Raw genomic sequence first — 17,578 nt, 5'->3', positions numbered from 1 at the left:
TTTCATGATGCGAATTCTATAACATCCCTTTTGTTGATGGAACACCTTTGATGCGTGGATCAATGGTTGTCGCTTCATCGAGTGCCCGTCCCAATGCTTTAAAAACAGCCTCAATCATATGATGCGTATTTTTCCCATAATGAACAATCACATGGAGATTCATGCGGGCCTCAAGGGCAAGTTTCCAGAGAAATTCATGAACAAGCTCTGTGTCAAACGTTCCCACCTTTTGCGACGGGAATTCTCCGCGCATTTCAAGGTGTGGACGGTTGCTGAGGTCAACGACGACCTGGGCCAGCGCTTCATCCATTGGAACAAAGGCATTTCCATAGCGCTTAATGCCGCGTTTATCACCTAGTGCTTCGCGAAGCGTCTGTCCTAAACAAATCCCAATATCTTCTGTTGTATGGTGGTCATCGATTTCGATATCACCTTTCGCATCGACCGTTAGATTGAATTGCCCGTGTTTTGTAAACAAATCGAGCATATGGTCCATAAATGGCACGCCTGTTTCAAGGTTGGAGCGGCCCTCGCCGTCTATCGCTAACGATAATTGTATTTTTGTTTCATTCGTATTCCGTTCAATACTTGCTATTCTTTCCATGAGATGGGGATCCCCCTTGATTTTATAGATTTGCAAATAAACTATTTATTATCGTTTTCTAATCTTATTTCAACCGCACGGGCATGAGCTTCGAGCCCTTCCATCCGGGCAAATTCAGCAATCTTAGCCCCGTTTTCCTTTAAAGCTTTTTCACTGTAAATAATGACGCTTGATTTTTTTTGAAAATCATCGACATTGAGCGGACTTGAAAAACGAGCGGTTCCATTGGTCGGAAGCACGTGATTCGGACCAGCAAAATAGTCCCCGACAGGCTCAGAGCTATAACGGCCGATAAAAATCGCTCCGGCATGACGAATTTTCCCAAGCAACTCCATCGCATTTTCCGTAATGATTTCGAGGTGCTCAGGCGCTAACTGGTTAACCGTCTCCACCGCTTCATCAATGGAGTTGGTTATGTAAATAGCGCCGTAATCGTAAATCGATTGTGCGGCAATTTCTTTACGTGGCAGTAACGCTAACTGCTTTTCAACTTCCTGGGCAACTTTTTCGGCTAAAGCTAGCGACGGAGTGACAAGAACACTGCAAGCACGCGGGTCATGTTCTGCCTGTGATAATAGGTCTGCCGCGACCTCATCTGCCCGTGCTGTTTCATCTGCTAATATAGCAATCTCACTAGGGCCGGCAATCATATCAATATCAACATCGCCATAAACCTCACGTTTGGCAAGCGCGACAAAGATATTTCCCGGACCGGTAATTTTATCAACCGAACCGATTGACTCCGTTCCATAGGCAAGTGCAGCAATCGCTTGGGCTCCGCCCACTTTATAAATCTCTTCCACGCCTGCTTCCTTGGCAGCAACAAGAACTGCTGCTGGAATTTTCCCCTCACGGCCCGGAGGTGATACCATCACAATTCGCTTGACTCCGGCAACCTTAGCCGGAATCACATTCATGAGAACCGACGATGGATAGGCAGCGGTTCCACCTGGGACGTAGACACCAACCGAATCAAGCGGCGTTATTTTTTGTCCAAGGATTGTTCCATTTTCTTCTGTTGTCATCCATGATGGCCGCAACTGCTTTTCATGAAAAGAACGGATATTTTCAGCTGCTTCCTGGACGATAGAAATGAAGTTTTGGTCAACTAGTTGGTAGGCGTCATTCAGTTCTTTTTCGGTTACCTCAAAAGAATCCAGCAGGACTCGGTCGAATCTTTCGGTATATTCTCTCAATGCCTCGTCACCACGGGTGCGAATGTCGGAAATTACTTCTTTGACAACGGCTTGCTGCTCGGAGGTTCCTGCTTCAATGGAGCGTTTAATCGAAACTCCTTCAGCAACTTTTAGTATTTTCATGTTAAAAAACCCCCACCACTTCACTAAGTCGTTTCACTAAATCGTTAATTTGTTGATCCTTTAAACGGTAACTGACCGGGTTCACGACTAACCGTGATGTTACATCCACGATTCTCTCATATTCAATGAGGCCATTTTCCTTTAATGTCCGTCCGGTCGAAACAATATCGACAATCCGGTCAGAGAGGCCGATTAATGGGGCAAGTTCGATCGAACCGTTTAATTTAATAATCTCGACCTGTTCACCCTGCTCACGAAAATAGGCTTCTGCCACATTCGGATATTTCGTCGCCACTCTTGGGGCGACATCGTTCATTTTTGTATCAGGCAGACCGGCAACCGCTAAATAACAATAGCTGATTTTGAGGTCTAGCAGCTCATATACGTCGCGCTCCTCCTCCAGCAAAACATCTTTCCCAGCTATACCGACATCGGCGACGCCATGCTCGACGTAAGTCGCGACATCCATTGGCTTTGCTAAAATAAACCGAAGTGCTTCATCGGCAACCTCGATAATCAATTTCCGGGAATCATCAAATTCTGGGGGCAGCTGGTAGCCGGCTTTTCGGAGCAATACTACTGCTTCTTCAAAAATACGCCCTTTTGGCATTGCAATTGTTAATACATCATTCATCGCCGCGTCCTCCTATAAAAAAGGTCGTATTGGCAAACTTTTTCGTGAATGCATCGATATTTTTAACACCGGTGATGTCTTGAAGTACGGCCTTCATCCCTTGTGCATGCATGTTTTTGGCTAATTCAAAGGCCTCTTTTCGACGCTCCTGACTGAAAAAAATGCATTGGGTAGTGATTTCCGTTTTCGTCTCTCCTAATGCTTCTAAAAGCATATCGAGCCTGATGGCGAATCCTGTCGCACTTGCTTTTTTGCCAAACTTTTCAATCAAACTATAGCGTCCGCCATTACCAATTGGAAAGCCGACCTTCCCAGCATAAATCTCAAATAAGATTCCAGAATAATAGCTCATATGACTGACAATCGTAAAATCAAACTTCACATTTTCTTGGACACCATAGTCACTGACTACATCCCATAATTCCTTCAATTGCAGGATTGCCAGCTTTCCTTGCCCATTTTCGATTAAGTCGAGGGCTTTTCCAATGACCTCTTCTCCGCCTCTTAACTCAAGGAATTGGAGCAGCCTCTGCTTATCTATCGACGAAAGATTCAGCGAATTAACATGTTCGCGGTAGCCAACGTAATTTTTTTCATATAAAAATTTCCTTAAGGAATCGGCCCGCTCTTCGGTTCCAAGAATTTGCAAAAATAATTCCTGCGCGAAGCTGATATGACCGATGGAGACTTGAAATTCTTGTAAGCCCGCATTTTTTAAAGAAGTCACTAATAAAGAAATGACTTCGCCGTCACAGGTAACCGTTTCATCGTTTAAGGATTCGATGCCGATTTGTTCAAACTCTGCTGGCCGACCGCCCTCGCGCTGCTGCGCACGGAACACATTCGCGGAGTAAGCAAGGCGGACGGGAAGATCCTCTTCTAATAGCTTAGATGCTGCAACACGAGCAATCGGTGAGGTCATATCCGGCCTTAACACTAGTGTGTGGCCTTCTTTATCTAGTAATTTAAAAAGCTGCGCATCGAGTATAGCTGATGCCGCTCCAACGGTTTCATAATATTCAAGTGTAGGTGTTTCAATAAATTGATAGCCCCAAAGCTTGATCGTTTCCGCCATTAAAGAACGAACACGATGCTTTTTTTCATATAACTCCGGTAGCGTGTCCCGCATGCCCAAAGGCTTTTCAAACATAAACAAGCGACTCATCATGTCCATCCTTTTTCGTTAGATTGTTTGAGATTTTGCTTTACTCTGATAAAGTACTAATAAGTTAAAGTGATATTTGTAGTTTACCGCTTGTGTTTCCTTTCGTCAATGAAAAAATCTGTCTTTTTAGATAGTTTCTACAGGTTCAGAAAATAATTCCGCACGTTTTCAAATTAATTCAGCGAATTACTGGGATCATTCCGCAAAAAACTCAAATTAGTCCTTTGAGCAGGGCACTTATTCCGCCAAATCCAGCTTGGATTCCGCGAACGTGAATATTCTACCTATTCATTTCCCCTGTTTTTGAAATTTTTTCGCAAACTAGAGCATTTATTCCGCGAACTATTCGGTTTATTTCGCCGACTTTTTTAATTAATTTTGCGCGATTCCCCCTTTATTTCGTGAAAAGCCATTTTTGGGTATTTCCAAAAAAACACCCCTGAAAACTTCTTTCAGGGGTGCAGCTCAATTACTATTTCTTACTGAAACTTCTGATCGCTTTTTACAATTGTTACTGCTGTTGCTTTGCTAGTATTACCTGCTGCGTCCGTTGCGGTGAAGGTTAAGACTGTTCCTTGAGTTTGGGCTGCTTTAAATGTGATTGTGAAGGCCCCGTCTTTATCAGCAATCGCACTAACAAGAGCAGTCTTTCCTCCGTATACATAAACTATTGAGCCCGCCTCTGCTTTACCTGTCACAACCTTAGAAGGTGCAGTGATTTGGCCAACTTTTGGAGCATAAGGAGCCGTGACATCCTTCACAATTACTTTTGTTTCTACACTCCTATTACCAGCAGCATCAGTAGCTGTTACAGAAACCTCTGTTCCCGCTTTTAATAGAGCGATCGTAACGGCAAATGTTCCATCTGCATTGGCATTACCAGTGCCGATTACTTGACCGTTAGCAGATACCTCAACCTTTGCTCCAGCCTCTGTTGTACCGGTAACCATTGTGGATTGATCGGTTACTTCATTTACAGCAGGCGCTGGTGGTGCAGTTTCGTCAATTAGAATTCTGCCTTCAATTTCAGCACTAAATGGTTTTGGTAATGTACTGAAATAGTTAACAAATGCATCTAAATCAACCACATTTGTTACACGATTTTTACCAGACTTAAGAATGGTAAATCCGTCGCCGCCGTCTGCCATAAAGTTGTTAACCGTAATGGTGTATTCAGCGTTTGGATTAATCAATGAACCGTCCTTAAGGTAAATATCTAGGACCTTGCTTCCAATTGGTTTAGTATCTGTCCAAGTATATTTAAGACCGGAAATGGCCATGATACGATTTCTGTCAGCTTGGAATTGTTGATTTAGCAATGTTCTTACTTGATCTCCAGTAAGCGTCATTGTGACTAAATCGTTACCGAATGGCTGAACTTTGAACAAATCTCCCCATGTAATTGTACCTTTAGGAAGCGGATTACGGATACCTCCGGAGTTCATAAAGGCAAATTGAGTGCCGGTTGCAGCTATCATGCCATCCGCAATGACGTTACCAAGTACAGATTCACCGTGACGGTTTGCCACATTTGTTAATTCAACTTTTGTTTCTCCAACTACCCGACTGACGATTGGTGCAATGTCTTCTTGGTAGCTATCCAGCTCTGCCTTGATTTTTGCATCTGGTGTAATTTTGCTGTGAAGTGTGTCTACCACTTCAGCCTTACGGTCAATAATATCACCTGTAACAGCATCAATTGTTAAGTCAATATCTGAGAAGGCAGTACCATATGACCAAGATTGTACAAGTGTCTTTCCGTTTACAGTTGAATTTAGATATCTATGATCGTGTGCACCATATATGATATCTACAGATGGATCAATAGCTTTAGCCATGTCGACAACTTTACCAGTTGGGTTTGAGCCATTAGTTGCTGATGTACCTGGGTCGTGTGCTAGAACAACAATGGTTTTAACACCCTTATCGGTCAATTCGTTTGCATACTTGTTAATCGCATCTACTTCATCCGTGAATTTAACGCCTGCTACACCGCTAGGAGTAACAATAGTTGGTGTTTCAGTTGTAACCACACCGATAAAGCCAATTTTAACGCCGTTCACTTCTTTTACTACATAAGGCGGTAAAATCGTTTCGTTTGTTTTTTCGTCCACAACGTTAGCAACTACATATGGGAAGTTCGCACCTGTAAACTTGCCGTACTTCGCTTCATATTTTTCTGTTTTTGGATTGCTGCCGCCATAAATCAAACGCTTCATTTCGGCTACGCCTTCGTCAAATTCATGGTTACCAATAGTACCAACGTCAATACCGATTTCATTCATCATGCGGATCGTTGGTTCGTCTTGTAATAAAGCAGATACCGGAGGGCTTGCTCCAACAAGGTCACCGGCTTGAACCATCAAGGTATTAGCTGGGTTTGTTGCTTCTCTGTCCTTCAAGTAAGCTGCCAGCCATTCAATACCGCCTGAGTAATCAACTATTGCACCAGAAGCATTTTTAATCGCTCTCCAAGTGTCAAGCTGTCCATGGAAATCATTGATACCTAATAATTGAACATGAACGTTTTGGTCTAACGTATATTGCTCAAAGCCATCTGCTAATATAGAAACATCTTTCACATTTGGTGCAGATGATAAAACATTTTTTGCTGCAGGTGAAGATTTAAATGTTAAGGTTTTTGCTACTCCGCCAACAGGAGCGATTTTCCAGTTGTTATCTGCAGAAGGATTAACTACTCCCTGTGCTGAGATGTAATCCATCAAAATTTGACGGTTTTCAAATGGGGAGTCTACAACAATTTTGGCAGTTCCACCCTTCGTTCCTGGGAAGTTTCCTCCGCCGCTGGCACGATAATTATTCGTTGCAACAATGAATTTTTGCGCAGGGTCGATTGGATTTCCATTCATATCAGTAAAATTAATGATTCGGTGAGCATCTGCATTTTCAACGACACCTGTTGTATAGTTATATCTTGCTGGCTGAGTGACATCAATTTGATACTTGACGCCATCAATGACATCAAAATTGAATGTTTGGAATCCGTAATCAATTAATTCCTGAGCATTTGGATTAGCAGGATCAATTTTATTGAATTGGGATGCCGACATTTCTAACCATTCTTTCACTACAGCACCCGTTAATTCAACAGCCTTTAATGTATTGTTAAATAGATAGAGGTCATTGGCGCTCTTAATGGAAAGATCACCTTTAGTGATATTTGTATAATCTCCAGCCCCTTGACGTCCTGCTTTAAATGGAGCTCCTGCGGAGATAACTGGAATATCCTTTAATTCTGGCTTGTTCGTCGCAATCCATTTTTTCACATAGTCAGTTTGGGCATTATTCACAATTTGAATTGTTGGATCATCCATGACACGAGAGAAATAGCTATACATTGGCGAGCTAGTTTCGCCAATTTTCCCGCGTACATAAGCAAGTGTTGCTTCATGTTCTGTTTTGACTGCATCAACAATGGCAGAATCGACAGGTGTTGCAGCCGTTACAGGCATGTCGACAGATTTTGATGCAGCTTTGTCTGCTTTCCAAGTTCCATCTGCTTGCTGAACTAACGCTAAATCAAGAACTCCAAGGTTATTTCCCCAGAATCCTGCTTCCACTGCAGGGGTACCATTAATGGTTCCTTGCTTTGTATCAAGACCTTGTAAATCTGGGTTGTTTAGATTCGCACCCTGGTGGAACTCTTTTCCCGCAGGGAAAGCATAGTGAGCATGTCCAAATAGAAGCGCATCGATGCCTGCCACTTTACTTAATGAGAAAACGGCGTTTTCCGCATCCTCTTGGCCATCGTTTGTTACGTCACAGCCAGAATGTGCGATTGCAACAATAACATCTGCACCCTTGGATTTCATTTCCGCAACATATTTTTCTGCTGTTTTTACAATATCTTTAACAATGACTTTTCCTTGAAGGTTATCTTTATCCCACTGGAGGATTTGTGGTGGTGCAAACCCAACAATACCAACATTTACAGTTTGCTCAACACCATTCTTATCCTTAATCTTTTTAGGGATAATTTGATATGGAGTGAAGTAATTTTCATCATCATTTGGGTCAGTATTATGATCATCTTTATAAATGTTAGCGTTTATAATTGGATATGGAGCATTTTTCATTGCAGTATTCAAGAAGTCTAAACCATAGTTGAACTCATGGTTTCCTACGATACCGCCATCATAGTTTAATAGCTTCATTGCCTTAAACATTGGGTGTGTTTCATCCGCAGTTAAAGGCTTTACTTTAGCGACATAATCCGCCATCGGATTTCCTTGCAGTAAGTCACCGGCATCAAACAACATCGAGTTGCTTGGATCTACCCCAGACCTTGCCTGCTGAATTAAACTAGCAGTTTTTGATAAACCATAATTGATTCCTGTTGCTGTATCTTGGTAATAGTCGTATGCCATAACCGCATCATGAAGGTCTGTCGTTTCCAAGATACGAAGGGTAGCGGTATTGCCAGCCTCCGCAGCTTTTACATTATACGGAATTGACGGTGATACAATGGTACTTAGGATCAATGCAGCGGTTGTTAATTTAATAAATCTACCAAAATTCTTTTTCTTCATATGCCTTTCCACCTATCCCTTGGAATTTTTCTTTCTACTCAGAACCTAGGCTATGAATTTATGTAAAAGTATCCTCCCCTTTTCTTAAGATCCAGACAAAAAACGGCAAATTTTTAATAGAGTCAAAACCTATTAAAAATTGCCGGGACTACTCTTTTGAAAGAGCTGAATCTTTTAGTATGTATGCTTTACCATTATAACGTTCCGAATTGAGAACGAAAATGTGCCTTATTACCTATTTTTGTACTTGTTTTTAAAAAAATCAAAAAAAAATCTGGCCCTTTAGGACCAGATTACTAATCTTTTTTATAAACGGGGTCATTTTCCCAACGCATTTCTAATTCCTCTTTCGTATAAATAACTCTCATTGGGTTGCCGCCGACAAAACTGCCGGGAGGAACGTCCTTATGAACAAGCGTGCCAGCTGAGACTATCGCTCCATCCCCGATGGTAATCCCAGGAAGGATGGTCGAATTGGCACCAATCATCACTTCACTCCCAATTTCGACAAAACCCAGCCGGTATTCTTTAATCAAATACTCATGTGCCAGAATCGTCGTATTATAGCCGATGACCGTATTGCGTCCGACGCTTATTTTTTCCGGGAACATAACATCTAGCATAACCATAAGGGCGAAGGAGGTATGTTCCCCAACCTTAAGCCCCAAAAACGTGCGATACAGCCAATTTTTCATTCCTAAGAATGGCGTGTAGCGGGCCAGCTGAATGATAATAAAATTTTTGACAACCTTCCAAAATGGCACGGTTTTATAAACATGCCACAAGGAGTTCGCCCCTTCGACAGGGTGGCGGGTCGTATTCCTCATATTCTCACACTCCGAGGATTGATAATAAATCAGCCATGTTCTCTAGGATGAAATCCGGTTCATATTTAGCAATATACTCTCTGCCTTTAATCGACCAAGCACAGCCTGCCGTTACTGTTCCGGCATTTTTTCCAGCCAGAATATCATGATAATTATCGCCGACCATGATGGTTTCCTCAGGAGTTGAGTCCAACTGCTCTAACGCTTTGAAAATCGGTTCCGGATCCGGTTTGGTCTTACTTACATGATCATAAGCGACGATGACTTCAAAATACTTATCGAGCCCCATTAAACGTAAGCCCTTCATCGTCACATCATGACGTTTGGTGGTCACGACCCCCAGTTTATAGCCTTTTTCCTTTAAGGTCTGAACCGTTTCTGACACACCAACGAATTCCGTCACTAGCTCGTCGTGGTTGGCAATATTGAAGGCGCGGTATTCTAAAATCATTTCCTCGACAAGGTCGGGATCAATGCTTCCGAACGATTCATGGAGAGTAGGGCCGATAAACGGGATCACATCCTCACGTTGAAATCGGCTCGGGTAATATTTTTCAAGCGTATGCAAGTATGTGGCAATAATCAATTCATTCGTATCAATTAATGTACCATCTAAGTCAAATAGAATTGTCGTAATTTTGTTCGTCATAAGCTGCATCCTTTCTTTTTACGAGGCCTGACCGCTTCCAAATCGTGCCTACAATCAGTGTTAACATAATGGCGACTCCTAGGCGGATGATAAACAGTGGCAGCACCGGGATGCCGAGCGGAACGAAAATCAGCGTATCCTCGACAACCGCATGGCAGGCTATTAAAAATATAAACGCTAGCGTAATATCTTTTTTACTGACCCCATCCTCTTTTACCGCTTGAATCATCACGCCGGCCCCATATGCCAAACCGAACAATAAGCCGGCAGCCATCGTAGTTGAAGTGTTTTCTTGCATGCCAAGTGTCCGGGTCACGGGTGCCATTCCTTTTGAAAATTTCTTCAACCATTGGATATCTTTTAAAATCTGAATGACAACCATGAGCGGGATGACAATCATCGCTAGCTGCAAAATGCCAAGCCCTGCTTTTTGAACGGCCTCTAGTAAAATGCCAGCAACACCGGTTGGGTGAGCGGCACTCGAATCAATCAAACCATACTTAGCCGTCTCGCCGCCGCCGTGCCAAACTAGATTTATCACAACAGCGGAGAGAAGAGCAAGTCCAGGTCTCGTGACAAGAACCACCCACAGTTTAACCCCTGCTTTCATAGCCACACTAGATTCAATGAATAAGTTATGTGAGAATGAGAGCATCACGGCTAAAATAAAAACTTCTTTCACCGAAAAATCAAGGGTTAGAATGGCGCCAATTGCTGCATAAAGGTTCAGGAAATTTCCCAGTACAAGCGGGATAGCCGCATCCCCAGATAAACCGAGCAACTTCATTAGCGGAGAAATCAAGTTCATTACCCAAGGCAAGACTGGTGTATACTGGAGCACTGCCACAATCAGGGTAACGGGAAAAATGATTTTTCCTAACGTCCATGTTGTCTTTAAGCCAACCAGTAACCCCTTTTTTATTGAGTTTAACAGCATTTCTCCTAAGCTCCCCTTAATAGCTATTTTCTTGATCTAAATAACGCGTTTCAGATTGATGCTTCGTGCGGCGATAGATTAAAATCGCCACTGCTACAACAATTAAGGCAATAGAAATTGTTTGTGCCATACGCAGGCTTCCGAGCATTAAACTATCCGTCCGCAAGCCTTCGACGAAAAATCGACCGATGGAATACCAAATGACATAGGAAAGGAACAGCTCTCCTCGGCGAAAATTCACGCGGCGCAGCAGCATTAATAGAATGAACCCGACAAAATCCCAAAGCGATTCATATAAGAAGGTCGGATGATAATAGGCACCGTTAATATACATTTGATTAATTATAAAATCAGGTAAATGCAGGTTTTCTAGGAAGGAGGGGGTCACTTCACCGCCATGTGCCTCTTGATTCATGAAATTTCCCCAACGTCCGATGGCCTGGCCCAAAATGATACTTGGTGCGGCAATGTCGGCAATTTTCCAGAAGGAAATTCCTCGTTTTCGCGCAAAAACATAAGCCGTCAAAACGGACCCAATCAGCGCTCCATGAATGGCAATCCCTCCATTCCAGATTTTCGGAATATCTACCGGATGATTGACATAATACTTCCATTCAAAAATGACATAATAAATCCGGGCCGAAATAATCGCAATTGGAATCGCCCATAACATCAAATCGGCAAACGTATCTTTCGGAAGTCCACGTCGGTTTGCTTCTCTAATCGCTAGAAAAAGTGCTAACGCCAAACCTGATCCAATTATAATCCCATACCAATGCACTTGAATCGGACCAAGTGTAAAGGCGATTGGATCAAGCGGCTGAATGTTTTCGTTCATGTATTAATCTCCCCCTTTAATTAATCATGCTCGCCGTCTTCAATCACATCGGAAAGACGCTCTGTAAATTGCTGGGCTGCATTAACTCCCATTCTTTTTAGACGATAATTCATCGCGGCAACCTCAATGATAACGGCAAGATTTCGTCCAGGACGAACCGGTACAGTCATCTTTGTGACCTCGGTGTCAATAATCTTCATTTTCTCCTCGTCTAAGCCGAGGCGGTCATACTGCTTTTTGGAGTCCCAGATTTCTAGATTCATGATAAGCGTGATTCGTTTATTACTGCGGACGGCGCCCGCTCCGAACAGCGTCATGACATTAATGATTCCTAAACCGCGGATTTCAAGTAAATGCTCAATTAAATCCGGAGAAGTCCCGACCAATGTATCTTGGTCCTCTTGGCGAATTTCTACGCAATCGTCCGCAACGAGGCGATGGCCGCGTTTGACTAATTCTAACGCTGTTTCGCTTTTTCCGACGCCGCTTTTTCCGGTAATTAAAACACCGATTCCGTAAACGTCAACCAAGACGCCGTGTACAGCCGTAGTCGGTGCAAGCTTGCTTTCTAAAAAATTGGTTAGTCGGCTGGAAAAACGAGTTGTTTTCATACTTGCCCGAAGCACGGGGACCGATTCGCGTTCCGATGCTTCGATTAATTCGATTGGAACCTCAAAATCTCTGGTGACAATGATGGCCGGTGTAATGTCGGTGCATAATTGATCCATTCTTGAGATTCGTTCTTTTTGCGAAAGTCCTTGAAAAAAGGACAATTCTGTTTTTCCTAGAAGCTGAATCCGTTCTGCAGGATAGTATTCAAAATAACCGGCCATTTCAATTCCCGGACGGGATATATCACTCGTGGTAATTGGGCGGTTAATTCCCTCTTCCCCGCTTACCAATTCAAGATTAAATTTTTCCAATATATCTTTCGTGCGTACTTTTGGCAAGAAGCTTCCTCCTTCATAGAAAAGCGCTAGACTTTTTTCAAATTTTAAACACTTATCCTCTATTTTAGCATTTTTTGAAGAATATCCATACTTTAGTTCATTAAAAAAAGTGCGTACCCAATAAATGGCACGCACCCTACTTTTTAGAAGACCTTGATGGTTCAAAAATGGTTTTCTGGATGATGATATTAACGAGCGACATAAGCACAGCAAAAAAGATGGCCATACCAAAACCTTGAATCTCAAAGGAATCACCCATCAAATAATCAGTGAGTTCAAGTGTAATAGCATTGATGACGAACAGAAACAGCCCCATAGTGATGACTGTCACTGGTAAGGTAAATAGGATTAACAGCGGACGGACTAGTACATTTAAGATGGATAATAAAATGCTCGCCTGAATGGCGGCTGTAAATCCTGTTAATTGAAAGCTTTCTTGAAAATATCCTGCCAGTGCCATAAATAAAACTGCATTTATCAAACAGCCTATCAGCCATCTCATTTTTTTTGATCACCTATTATTCGTTTAATGATTTGTTAATCGTAATGGAGCCTGTTTTCGTATCAGCATATATTTTTACCATTTTATCAGGATGGTTGATCGATTGGAAGCGAAGTGATTTTTGAATCATTTCACTCTTATCCTCCAAAATTTGCACACCAACAAGATTGACTTGGAATCCGCCCAGGTTGGTCTTTAATTCGCCGCTTACAGGTGTGCCCTCTGGAATGGACAACTCAATCGGACCGGTGGTTGCTTTAGTCCCAATAAATTCACAACGATCTCCGATCAGGTTAAGATGAATGTTTCCGTTAAAGGTCTGGGCTTCGACCTTTTTGAAATCTCCATCTAGTTTAATGGCACCCGTAATCGTTTCGGTCTCTAGCACATCGAACTGGCTGTCCTTTACCTTAATTTTTCCGTTCGCAGTTTCTACTTCCGCCCTTTTTCCACTTACATGATCAAGAATTATTTTTCCATTGGCCGTTTTCATTCGAAGATCATCTACCTTCAATTCTCCCCCTGAAATCGATCCGTTGAAAAGTCGTATCCGCACACGATCATATTGCGCTTTTGGTACGTACACCAACGATTCCACCTTCATCCATTTTTGCTGGGTGGCAAAGCGAAGCTTTTGGCCCTCAACAGCAAAGCTCACATCACGTAAAAAGTTTTGTCGTGCCTGGTCCTGATTGTCGACACGGTAAACCTTAGCCTGACATTCGACTCTGACATCCGACTGATCCCAGGCAACGACTTTTACTGACCCATTTGCCACGTCAATATCCACATCTTTCAACTCTACATTGCCATGATGAAAAATGTGAGAAATATCAAGGGATTGACCAAAATTTAAATCGAGGTCAATTTCTTTAATCTTTTTTAGGGCAGAATCGACAAATTCAAAAATCTTTTCTTTGGCAGATTGGTATTTCGCATTGACGGGTTCTTCTTTTTTCGCTTCCTCAAACTGAACAGCAGTGGAAAGTTCGGTTATGAGTTGCTCCTGCTTTTGCTCCATCGTTTGCTTAGCCTTTTCCAATTCTTCTAGCAAAGTTAACGCTTCATCCACAGTTAGTTTGCCTTCTTCAACCATTTTTAAAATTCGTTTCCGTTCCTCTTTCATTCTCTTCCACCTCTTCTTATTATTCTCTATTAATCTTATTCAGTCCTTAAGACCTTTACGCCTTTGACAATATTCCAAATGATAACTCCAACCCAAATGATGACTAATACGACAATACTCATAATGGTTAATACGGAGATTTGATCTTGATTGCTTGTGATATCAAAAACGATTGAAGAAACTAATAGAATCGCTGGAATAATGGGAATCAAATGGGACAAGAGTGACTTTTTGGCGTGCATTTTGGTCTCCTCATCCCCGCTGGCAAAAAACACGACAAGCGGAAATAGAAATCCAGCGAAAAAAATACTAAAGTAACATAAACATGAAAGAACCTTTCTTGATTCCATCGTTATCACCTCTATCCTTTATTTACGAAATGGGCGGTTGAAAGATTCAAGATTTATAAAAATATTGACCAGATATTATTGGCGTCTGTTTGTTATTTCGCTGTTAGTTGAATTTATTTCGCGAGTTTTTGGATGTTTTTCGCGGTATTCTTGATTAATTTCGCGAGTTTGCTCATTTATTTCGCCTGTTTTTCAATTTATTTCGCGAAACCCGTAAAACTTCAAAAAAAAAGAGCAAAAACCAAAGGTTTTAGCTCTTTACACTCATTTCTTTTTCTTCAATTTGCTGTTTCATTCTTAAGCGGTCACGCTCAAGGATGGGCTTTAAATATTTACCGGTATACGATTCTGGGACTTCCACAACCTTTTCCGGGGTTCCTGTTGCAATAATCGTTCCACCTTTGTCGCCGCCTTCAGGACCGAGGTCAATAATATAATCGGTGGCTTTAATCACATCGAGGTTATGCTCAATGCAAAGGACCGTGTCGCCATTTTCTACTAACCGCTGAAGCACTACGAGCAGGCGAGAAATGTCATCGACATGAAGACCGGTTGTTGGCTCATCTAAAATATAGAATGATTTGCCGTTTGAACGTTTGTGAAGTTCGGATGCAAGCTTGACACGTTGAGCTTCTCCACCAGACAACGTCGTCGCTGGCTGGCCTAGTGTGATATATCCAAGGCCGACATCTAAAATCGTTTGCAGTTTGCGGCTGATTTTTGGAATATTTTCAAAAAATTCAACAGATGCTTCTACAGTCATATCGAGAATATCGGAAATGTTTTTCCCTTTATACTTCACCTCAAGCGTTTCACGATTATAGCGTTTGCCATGGCATACTTCACAAGGAACATACACATCTGGTAAAAAATGCATTTCAATTTTGATGATACCATCACCGCGGCAGGCTTCACAGCGCCCGCCCTTCACATTAAAACTAAAGCGACCTTTCTTATAACCGCGGACCTTCGCCTCGTTTGTGGTAGCAAACACATCACGAATGTCATCGAAAACACCTGTATAGGTGGCCGGATTGGAGCGCGGTGTTCTGCCAATTGGCGACTGGTCAATATCGATTACTTTTTCTAAGTAATCGATTCCTTTTATGCTCTTATGTTCACCTGGCTTTGTTTTAGCACGGTTTAACTTTTGTGCTAGCGATTTATGGAGAATCTCATTGATCAGTGTACTTTTTCCAGACCCAGACACACCAGTTACGGCGATAAACATGCCAAGTGGGATCTTCACATTGACATTTTTTAAATTATTTTCCGATGCACCCTTGATTTCGATATAGCGACCATCCGCTTTGCGGCGTTCAAGTGGCAGAGGGATAAACTTTTTACCGGATAAGTATTCCCCTGTCAGCGAGTTCGGGTCAGCCATCACTTCGGCTGGTGTTCCAGCCGAAACAACTTCTCCACCATGAATCCCTGCTCCAGGTCCAATATCAATTAAATAGTCAGCAGCAAGCATTGTGTCTTCATCATGCTCGACTACAATCAGGGTGTTACCGATATCACGCATGCTCTGCAGCGTTCCGATTAAACGGTCATTATCACGTTGATGAAGACCAATAGATGGTTCGTCAAGAATGTATAACACTCCTGTTAATCTTGAGCCGATTTGAGTTGCTAAACGAATCCGCTGGGCTTCTCCTCCAGAAAGTGTCCCCGCAGTTCGACTCAGAGTTAAATAATCGAGTCCGACATTGACGAGGAACCCAAGACGCTCGCTAATTTCCTGGAATATCAATTTAGCAATCTGCATTTCTTTTTCCGAAAGCTTCAACTCTGCAAAAAATTGTTTTGCTTCTTCTATAGATAGATCAGTCACCTGAGCAATATGACGGCCATTTATTAAAACGGCCAAGGTTTCCTTTTTTAGACGGTAGCCTTTACAAGTTGGACACGGCTTCTGACCCATGTATTTTTCCATTTGTTCGCGAATGAAATCAGAGCTCGTCTCTTTATATCGACGCTCGACATTTCGGATGACCCCTTCGAATTCAATGTGGCCCTCGCGGATTTGTCCAAAATCGTTTTCGTAACGGAAATAGATTTTTTCCTTGCCGGAACCATAAAGGACTTTTTCCAAAAGATGCTCCGGAATGTCTTTAACAGGAGTATCCATGTCAACTCCGTAATGATTACAAACCGCTTCGAGCAGTTGCGGATAGTACTGTGAACTTGTCGGCTCCCAAGGGGCAATCGCGTGCTGCTTTAGAGTCAGGTCTCGATTCGGAATCACGAGTTCAACATCAACTTCAAGCTTAGAACCTAGGCCGTCACATTCCGGGCAGGCCCCGAATGGGCTATTAAAAGAAAACATCCGCGGTTCAAGTTCTCCGATCGAAAAACCACAGAGAGGACAGGCATGGTTTTCACTGAATAATAGCTCTTCTTCACCGATAACATCCACAATGACTTTGCCTTCACCTAACTTCAGGGCGGTCTCGAGGGAATCAGCAATTCGTGCTGAAATGCCATCTTTAACGACAATCCGATCAACGACGACTTCAATTGAGTGCTTTTTATTTTTCTCTAATTCAATTTCGTCACCAAGATCCATCATTTCTCCATCCACGCGGACCCGAACAAAGCCTTGCTTTTTAATATCTTCGAAGACCTTTACATGCGTTCCTTTTCTCCCTGAAACAACAGGAGCAAGGATTTGCATTTTAGTTCGCTCTGGATATTCGAGGATCCGGTCGACCATTTGTTCAATCGTTTGTGAGGAGATCTCTATATTATGGTTAGGGCAGGTTGGATGCCCGACCCTAGCAAATAATAACCTTAAATAATCATAGATTTCTGTTACCGTTCCGACCGTCGAACGCGGGTTTCGGCTTGTTGTTTTTTGATCAATCGAAATCGCTGGAGACAGACCCTCAATGGCATCGACATCGGGCTTATCCATTTGGCCAAGGAATTGGCGGGCATAGGCCGACAGGGATTCCACATAGCGGCGCTGCCCTTCAGCATAAATCGTATCAAACGCGAGTGAGGACTTTCCAGAACCGGAAAGTCCAGTTAAAACAACAAGCTTATCTCTCGGAATGGTGACATCAATATTTTTCAAATTGTGGGCTCTGGCGCCTTTCACAATCAATTTTTCCATTGCCAT

At 42.6% G+C, this 17,578-nt stretch carries 14 protein-coding genes; all 14 read right to left on the bottom strand.

What is annotated here, in order from left to right; translation table 11 throughout:
* Window positions 1-16: 16 nt before the first annotated feature.
* The 14 genes from hisB to uvrA all read right to left on the bottom strand — a co-directional run bounded on the left by hisB (window position 17) and on the right by uvrA (window position 17,578).
* Window positions 17-604 (bottom strand): imidazoleglycerol-phosphate dehydratase HisB, encoded by a 588-nt coding sequence (gene hisB, locus ABES02_RS10880; RefSeq protein ID WP_430134152.1) that lies wholly within the window; start codon window positions 602-604, stop codon window positions 17-19.
* A gap of 41 nt (window positions 605-645) precedes the next feature.
* Window positions 646-1,923 (bottom strand): histidinol dehydrogenase, encoded by a 1,278-nt coding sequence (hisD, locus tag ABES02_RS10875; RefSeq protein WP_430134149.1) that lies wholly within the window; start codon window positions 1,921-1,923, stop codon window positions 646-648.
* Between the two features lies 1 nt (window position 1,924).
* Entirely contained in the window at window positions 1,925-2,557 is a 633-nt protein-coding gene (gene hisG, locus ABES02_RS10870; protein WP_430134146.1) for an ATP phosphoribosyltransferase, read from the bottom strand.
* Window positions 2,550-3,722 carry an ATP phosphoribosyltransferase regulatory subunit gene (locus tag ABES02_RS10865; protein WP_430134143.1) on the bottom strand — a complete coding sequence of 391 codons (1,173 nt, stop codon included), beginning with the start codon at window positions 3,720-3,722 and terminating at the stop codon, window positions 2,550-2,552. Before ABES02_RS10865 ends, hisG begins: the two co-directional genes overlap by 8 nt.
* 479 nt (window positions 3,723-4,201) lie before the next feature.
* Window positions 4,202-8,272 carry a bifunctional 2',3'-cyclic-nucleotide 2'-phosphodiesterase/3'-nucleotidase gene (locus ABES02_RS10860; RefSeq protein ID WP_430134140.1) on the bottom strand — a complete coding sequence of 1,357 codons (4,071 nt, stop codon included), beginning with the start codon at window positions 8,270-8,272 and terminating at the stop codon, window positions 4,202-4,204.
* Window positions 8,273-8,568: 296 nt separating this feature from the next.
* Window positions 8,569-9,099 carry an acyltransferase gene (locus ABES02_RS10855; RefSeq protein WP_430134137.1) on the bottom strand — a complete coding sequence of 177 codons (531 nt, stop codon included), beginning with the start codon at window positions 9,097-9,099 and terminating at the stop codon, window positions 8,569-8,571.
* A 4-nt stretch (window positions 9,100-9,103) separates the two neighbouring features.
* Entirely contained in the window at window positions 9,104-9,748 is a 645-nt protein-coding gene (gene ppaX / locus ABES02_RS10850) for a pyrophosphatase PpaX (protein WP_430134134.1), read from the bottom strand.
* Entirely contained in the window at window positions 9,717-10,685 is a 969-nt protein-coding gene (locus ABES02_RS10845) for a nucleoside recognition domain-containing protein (RefSeq protein ID WP_430134131.1), read from the bottom strand. Before ABES02_RS10845 ends, ppaX begins: the two co-directional genes overlap by 32 nt.
* Before the next feature lie 16 nt (window positions 10,686-10,701).
* Window positions 10,702-11,523, bottom strand: coding sequence for a prolipoprotein diacylglyceryl transferase (gene lgt, locus ABES02_RS10840; RefSeq protein WP_430134128.1), 822 nt, complete (start codon window positions 11,521-11,523; stop codon window positions 10,702-10,704).
* 20 nt (window positions 11,524-11,543) lie between these two features.
* Window positions 11,544-12,473, bottom strand: a complete 930-nt coding sequence (gene hprK / locus ABES02_RS10835) for an HPr(Ser) kinase/phosphatase (RefSeq protein WP_430134125.1) — start codon at window positions 12,471-12,473, stop codon at window positions 11,544-11,546.
* A 136-nt stretch (window positions 12,474-12,609) separates the two neighbouring features.
* A complete protein-coding gene (locus ABES02_RS10830) occupies window positions 12,610-12,975 on the bottom strand; it encodes a phage holin family protein (protein WP_430134123.1) in 366 nt (121 codons plus the stop codon).
* Between the two features lie 16 nt (window positions 12,976-12,991).
* Complete coding sequence (locus tag ABES02_RS10825; protein WP_430134121.1) at window positions 12,992-14,101, bottom strand: DUF4097 family beta strand repeat-containing protein; 1,110 nt, start codon at window positions 14,099-14,101, stop codon at window positions 12,992-12,994.
* Between the two features lie 35 nt (window positions 14,102-14,136).
* Window positions 14,137-14,451: a DUF4870 domain-containing protein gene (locus ABES02_RS10820; protein ID WP_430134119.1), complete on the bottom strand. Its 315-nt coding sequence runs from the start codon at window positions 14,449-14,451 to the stop codon at window positions 14,137-14,139.
* Between the two features lie 250 nt (window positions 14,452-14,701).
* Entirely contained in the window at window positions 14,702-17,578 is a 2,877-nt protein-coding gene (gene uvrA / locus ABES02_RS10815) for an excinuclease ABC subunit UvrA (RefSeq protein ID WP_430134116.1), read from the bottom strand.

Source organism: Neobacillus pocheonensis, from assembly GCF_050477905.1.
Classification (GTDB): domain Bacteria; phylum Bacillota; class Bacilli; order Bacillales; family Cytobacillaceae; genus Neobacillus; species Neobacillus pocheonensis_A.
The sequence above is the reverse complement of the archived record's forward strand: the minus strand, read 5'-3'. Positions and strand labels throughout refer to the sequence as shown.

Coding starts and splice junctions, on each gene's coding strand:
- uvrA (WP_430134116.1), bottom strand. CDS start 17,578: ATGGCAATGGAAAAATTGATTGTGAAAGGCGCCAGAGCCCACAATTTG.
- ppaX (WP_430134134.1), bottom strand. CDS start 9,748: ATGACGAACAAAATTACGACAATTCTATTTGACTTAGATGGTACATTA.
- hisG (WP_430134146.1), bottom strand. CDS start 2,557: ATGAATGATGTATTAACAATTGCAATGCCAAAAGGGCGTATTTTTGAA.
- ABES02_RS10825 (WP_430134121.1), bottom strand. CDS start 14,101: ATGAAAGAGGAACGGAAACGAATTTTAAAAATGGTTGAAGAAGGCAAA.
- ABES02_RS10820 (WP_430134119.1), bottom strand. CDS start 14,451: ATGGAATCAAGAAAGGTTCTTTCATGTTTATGTTACTTTAGTATTTTT.
- ABES02_RS10830 (WP_430134123.1), bottom strand. CDS start 12,975: ATGAGATGGCTGATAGGCTGTTTGATAAATGCAGTTTTATTTATGGCA.
- ABES02_RS10865 (WP_430134143.1), bottom strand. CDS start 3,722: ATGAGTCGCTTGTTTATGTTTGAAAAGCCTTTGGGCATGCGGGACACG.
- hisD (WP_430134149.1), bottom strand. CDS start 1,923: ATGAAAATACTAAAAGTTGCTGAAGGAGTTTCGATTAAACGCTCCATT.
- lgt (WP_430134128.1), bottom strand. CDS start 11,523: ATGAACGAAAACATTCAGCCGCTTGATCCAATCGCCTTTACACTTGGT.
- ABES02_RS10855 (WP_430134137.1), bottom strand. CDS start 9,099: ATGAGGAATACGACCCGCCACCCTGTCGAAGGGGCGAACTCCTTGTGG.
- ABES02_RS10845 (WP_430134131.1), bottom strand. CDS start 10,685: ATGCTGTTAAACTCAATAAAAAAGGGGTTACTGGTTGGCTTAAAGACA.
- hisB (WP_430134152.1), bottom strand. CDS start 604: ATGGAAAGAATAGCAAGTATTGAACGGAATACGAATGAAACAAAAATA.
- ABES02_RS10860 (WP_430134140.1), bottom strand. CDS start 8,272: ATGAAGAAAAAGAATTTTGGTAGATTTATTAAATTAACAACCGCTGCA.